This is a genomic window from Sphingopyxis sp. KK2 (genome assembly GCF_001990265.1).
Lineage (GTDB): Bacteria > Pseudomonadota > Alphaproteobacteria > Sphingomonadales > Sphingomonadaceae > Sphingopyxis.
Genome location: NZ_LYVN01000233.1, coordinates 1 through 3,425 on the forward strand (window position 1 = coordinate 1; position 3,425 = coordinate 3,425).

The following is a 3,425-nucleotide window of genomic DNA, read 5'->3' on the forward strand; positions in this document are numbered from 1 at the left end:
GGGAGAAAGAACGCCCGCTCCCCGCCCTAGCCCGTCGCTCCGGAAACCCGCTCGCCCATCGCTCCCAGCAACCCGCGCCAATGTTCGCCCAGCCGCCGCTGGAACAGCATCAGCTCGAACCCGTGCCGCGCGACATGTTTCTGCGGGATCGCATCCCAGCCGCGATGCTCGACCGTCACGCGCGTCTCGGCGCCGACCGCCTCGAAGCGCACCTCGACCTCGGTCGACTGATCGGCGCGAAAACTCGGCAGTCGCCAGCCGAACGCGACCCGTTCGCCCGGCTCCCAATGACGCACCGGGCCGACCTCCCACTCGCGGCCGTCGTCGAACCGCGTCACCAGCCGCCCGCCCGGCCCTGCGGGGTCGAAGCGCAGCACCCCGTCGCCCCGGCGCGACAGCATGAACAGCGGGTGGCTTTCCCACCAGCTTCCGATCTCGTCGGTGAACGCCTCGAACGCCCGCGCCGGCGACGCCGCGACGCGCAGCGCGACGATCACGGCCGCGCTCATCGGGGCGCGCTCATTGGCCGCCCTCGACATGGCGCTTGAAGTTCGTGAGCTGGTCGCTCCACAGCGCCTCGGTTTCGGCGAGCCATTGCTTCAATTCGGCGGTCGCGCCGTCCTTCAGCCGATAGATACGCACCCGCGCGTCGAACAGCGGATGGCCGTCCTCGACCAGCCCACCCTCCTTCAGCGCGCGCAAATGGCGGCTCATCGCGGGCGGCGCGAGCCCGAGCGCGTCGGCGAGCTCGCCCGCGCTATACGGCCGCGCGCCGAGCAGTTCGACCGCGCGCCGCCGCTTCGGATCGGCCAGCGCGGCGAAGACGCGGTCAACGCCCTTACTGGTTTTTTCGGCGCTCAATCGTCGAGCCGCGTCTTGGTCGTGAAGCCGCCCGCGGCGTCCCACTCGTCGGCGCTCTTTTCCTCGACCGTCACGCCGAATGTCCAGATATGCCCCTCGGGGTCCTTGGCGCGGTAGCTGCGGTCGCCGTAAAATTGCGTCTCGGGCTCCTGCACGATATCGGCCCCGGCCGCGCGCGCGACCTCGCAATGCGCGTCAATATCCTCGCCGACGCCAAGCTGGACATGCACCGTCTGCGTGTTCTTGCCGTCCAGCGACTTCGGGCTCTTGTGGTCGGCGCTCCATTCATTGCCGACCATGATCGTCGAGGCGCCATAACCCATCTCGCTGTGCGCCAGATTGCCCTCGGCATCGAGCAGCACGAAGAGCGGTTCGAAGCCGAACGCCGCCTCCAGCCAGCGAAACGCCGCCTTGCTGTCCTGGTAACAGACGGCGCTCGAAAGCCCCTTCCCGCGTGGATTGTCAGCCATGATATTTCTCCCGACTCGATTTGATTTCTCAATCATATAATATTTTCACAAAAATGAAAATACATGCAATCGCGAATGAAGTTGCTAGTTATGGGGCCATGACCGACCTCGCCCGCTGCCTCGCCGAGGCTTATGAAATCGCCCTCCCGCATCGCGGCCAGGGCAAGGTCGCCGACTATATCCCGGCGCTGGCGAAGGTCGACCCGATGCGCTTCGGCATGGCGCTCGCGCTCCCCGACGGCACCCTCCACACCGCCGGCGACGCCGCCGAACCCTTCTCGATCCAGTCGGTGTCGAAGGTCTTCACGCTCGCACTCGCGCTGCGCCGCGTCGGCAGTTCGCTTTGGGACAGCGTCGGCCGCGAGCCGTCGGGCAGCGCCTTCAACTCGATCGTCCAGCTCGAAAACGAGGCGGGGGTGCCGCGCAACCCTTTCATCAACGCCGGGGCGATTGCGACCACCGACCGGCTGCTCGACGGCCGCGACCTCGACGAAACCGTCGCCGAAATCCTCGCCTTCATGCGCGCCCGCGCCGGCGACGATGCGGTCGATATCGACCTCGACGTCGCCTTCTCAGAATCCGAAACCGGCGCCCGCAACCGCAGCCTCACCCATTTCATGGATGCCTTTGGCAATTTGCACCATCCGGTCGAAACGACGCTCGGCGTCTATTTCCGCCAATGCGCGATCGCGATGAGCTGCACCCAGCTCGCCAGATCGGGCCTCTTCCTCGCAATGGAGGGTCGCGATCCGCGCACCGGCGAACAATTATTGGAGGCGCACCGCGCGCGCCGCATCAACGCGATCATGATGCTCTGCGGCCATTACGATAACAGCGGCGAATTCGCCTTCCGCGTCGGCCTGCCGGGCAAGAGCGGCGTCGGCGGGGGCATCCTCTGCATCGCGCCGGGGCAGGGGTCGATCGCGGTCTGGTCGCCCGGCCTCAACGAAGCCGGAACCTCGCTGGTCGGCGCGATCGCGCTCGAACATTTCGCTTATGCCGCGGGCTGGTCGGTGTTCGATTAGGAGCGGGCGCGCGTAGCGAGCTTCGTCCGGGGCCGACAGGCCGGGATTTTTTTGTTTCACACAAAGGCACAAAGGCACGAAGAAGATGGTTCGCGGCCGCAAGGCCGCCTTCTCATCATCTGACTCATGTGCAGCGTGAGAAGGGTGAAGCCGCTTCGCGGCCAGCACGACATCTTTGTGCCTTTGTGTGAAATAAATTCGGCCGACGTATGCGGCGTGGCACTTCGTCTGTTGTCGTACGTCAGTCGTCGAGCAGGGTCAGCTTGACCCGCGCGGTGCCGCTCCTGTGCATGCCGATTTCCTTCGCCGCGGCATGGCTGATATCGATCACCCGCCCGCGCCCGAACGGCCCGCGGTCGTTGATTCGCACGACAACACTGTCGCCATTGGCCAGGTTGGTGACGCGCACCTTGCTGCCAAAAGGCAGGGTGCGGTGCGCGGCGGTCAGGTCGTCGGGGTCGCAGACTTCGCCATTGGCGGTGCGATTGCCCTCGAGTTCGCGGCTGTAATAGCTCGCCATGCCGGTCGAAAGCTCGGTTTCGGTAACGCCGTCCTCGTCGCCGCCGCCATCCTGCGCAACCGCCGGAACCACCATCAACAGCGGCGCGGCGAGCATCATCAAAGCGCGCATATCCCATCCCCTTTTGATCGAAGGCGGTGGAGCAGCCCCGGCCTGCCAGCGCAAGCCGGTCCGCGTTACGCCGCGCGGGATATGCGGTCAGACGTCGAGATTCGCCACCGAAAGCGCGTTGGTCTGGATGAAATCGCGCCGCGGCTCGACCTCGTCGCCCATCAGCCGCTCGAAGATCTCGTGCGCGATGTCGGCCTGTTCGGCCTCGACGCGCAGCAGCGAACGGTTGGCGGGGTCGAGCGTGGTTTCCCACAATTGCTCGGCATTCATCTCGCCCAGCCCCTTGTAGCGGCTGATCGACAGGCCCTTGCGGCTGTGCGCGAAGATCGCCTCGAGCAGTTCGGACGGCCGCGTGATCGGCGTCGCCTTGCCGCTGCTCGTCGCGGGCAGGTCGCTGTCGTCGCCTTCGGCCTCGGCCGCTGCGGCCAGCGCCGCGGC

At 66.2% G+C, this 3,425-nt stretch carries 5 protein-coding genes and 1 pseudogene; 1 reads left to right on the forward strand and 5 read right to left on the reverse strand.

Features of this window, described 5'->3' with window-relative positions:
• Nucleotides 1-26 precede the first annotated feature (26 nt).
• Genes B1A78_RS20980 through B1A78_RS20990 form a run of 3 tightly spaced genes read right to left on the reverse strand, consistent with a single transcriptional unit; the run spans nucleotide 27 to nucleotide 1,331 of the window.
• Nucleotides 27-509 (reverse strand): SRPBCC domain-containing protein, encoded by a 483-nt coding sequence (locus B1A78_RS20980; RefSeq protein WP_077148796.1) that lies wholly within the window; start codon nucleotides 507-509, stop codon nucleotides 27-29.
• A gap of 10 nt (nucleotides 510-519) precedes the next feature.
• Nucleotides 520-861 (reverse strand): helix-turn-helix transcriptional regulator, encoded by a 342-nt coding sequence (locus B1A78_RS20985; RefSeq protein ID WP_077148797.1) that lies wholly within the window; start codon nucleotides 859-861, stop codon nucleotides 520-522.
• The gene (locus B1A78_RS20990; protein ID WP_077148798.1) at nucleotides 858-1,331 is read right to left on the reverse strand and encodes a VOC family protein; all 474 of its coding nucleotides are present in this window, start codon (nucleotides 1,329-1,331) and stop codon (nucleotides 858-860) included. The genes B1A78_RS20985 and B1A78_RS20990 overlap by 4 nt, the downstream gene beginning before the upstream one ends.
• A gap of 98 nt (nucleotides 1,332-1,429) precedes the next feature.
• Between B1A78_RS20990 and B1A78_RS20995 the strand changes: the two genes are divergently transcribed.
• On the forward strand, nucleotides 1,430-2,356 hold the full coding sequence (locus tag B1A78_RS20995) for a glutaminase (RefSeq protein WP_077148799.1): 927 nt from the start codon (nucleotides 1,430-1,432) through the stop codon (nucleotides 2,354-2,356).
• 241 nt (nucleotides 2,357-2,597) lie between these two features.
• Here B1A78_RS20995 and B1A78_RS21000 read toward each other — a convergent pair whose 3' ends face one another.
• Together B1A78_RS21000 and B1A78_RS21005 are read right to left on the reverse strand one after the other, a co-directional pair.
• Nucleotides 2,598-2,987, reverse strand: a complete 390-nt coding sequence (locus tag B1A78_RS21000; RefSeq protein ID WP_077148800.1) for a septal ring lytic transglycosylase RlpA family protein — start codon at nucleotides 2,985-2,987, stop codon at nucleotides 2,598-2,600.
• An 87-nt stretch (nucleotides 2,988-3,074) separates the two neighbouring features.
• Nucleotides 3,075-3,425 (reverse strand): annotated as a pseudogene (locus B1A78_RS21005) (DNA gyrase subunit B); the annotation flags it as partial.

Coding starts and splice junctions, on each gene's coding strand:
- B1A78_RS20990 (WP_077148798.1), bottom strand. CDS start 1,331: ATGGCTGACAATCCACGCGGGAAGGGGCTTTCGAGCGCCGTCTGTTAC.
- B1A78_RS20980 (WP_077148796.1), bottom strand. CDS start 509: ATGAGCGCGGCCGTGATCGTCGCGCTGCGCGTCGCGGCGTCGCCGGCG.
- B1A78_RS20995 (WP_077148799.1), top strand. CDS start 1,430: ATGACCGACCTCGCCCGCTGCCTCGCCGAGGCTTATGAAATCGCCCTC.
- B1A78_RS21000 (WP_077148800.1), bottom strand. CDS start 2,987: ATGCGCGCTTTGATGATGCTCGCCGCGCCGCTGTTGATGGTGGTTCCG.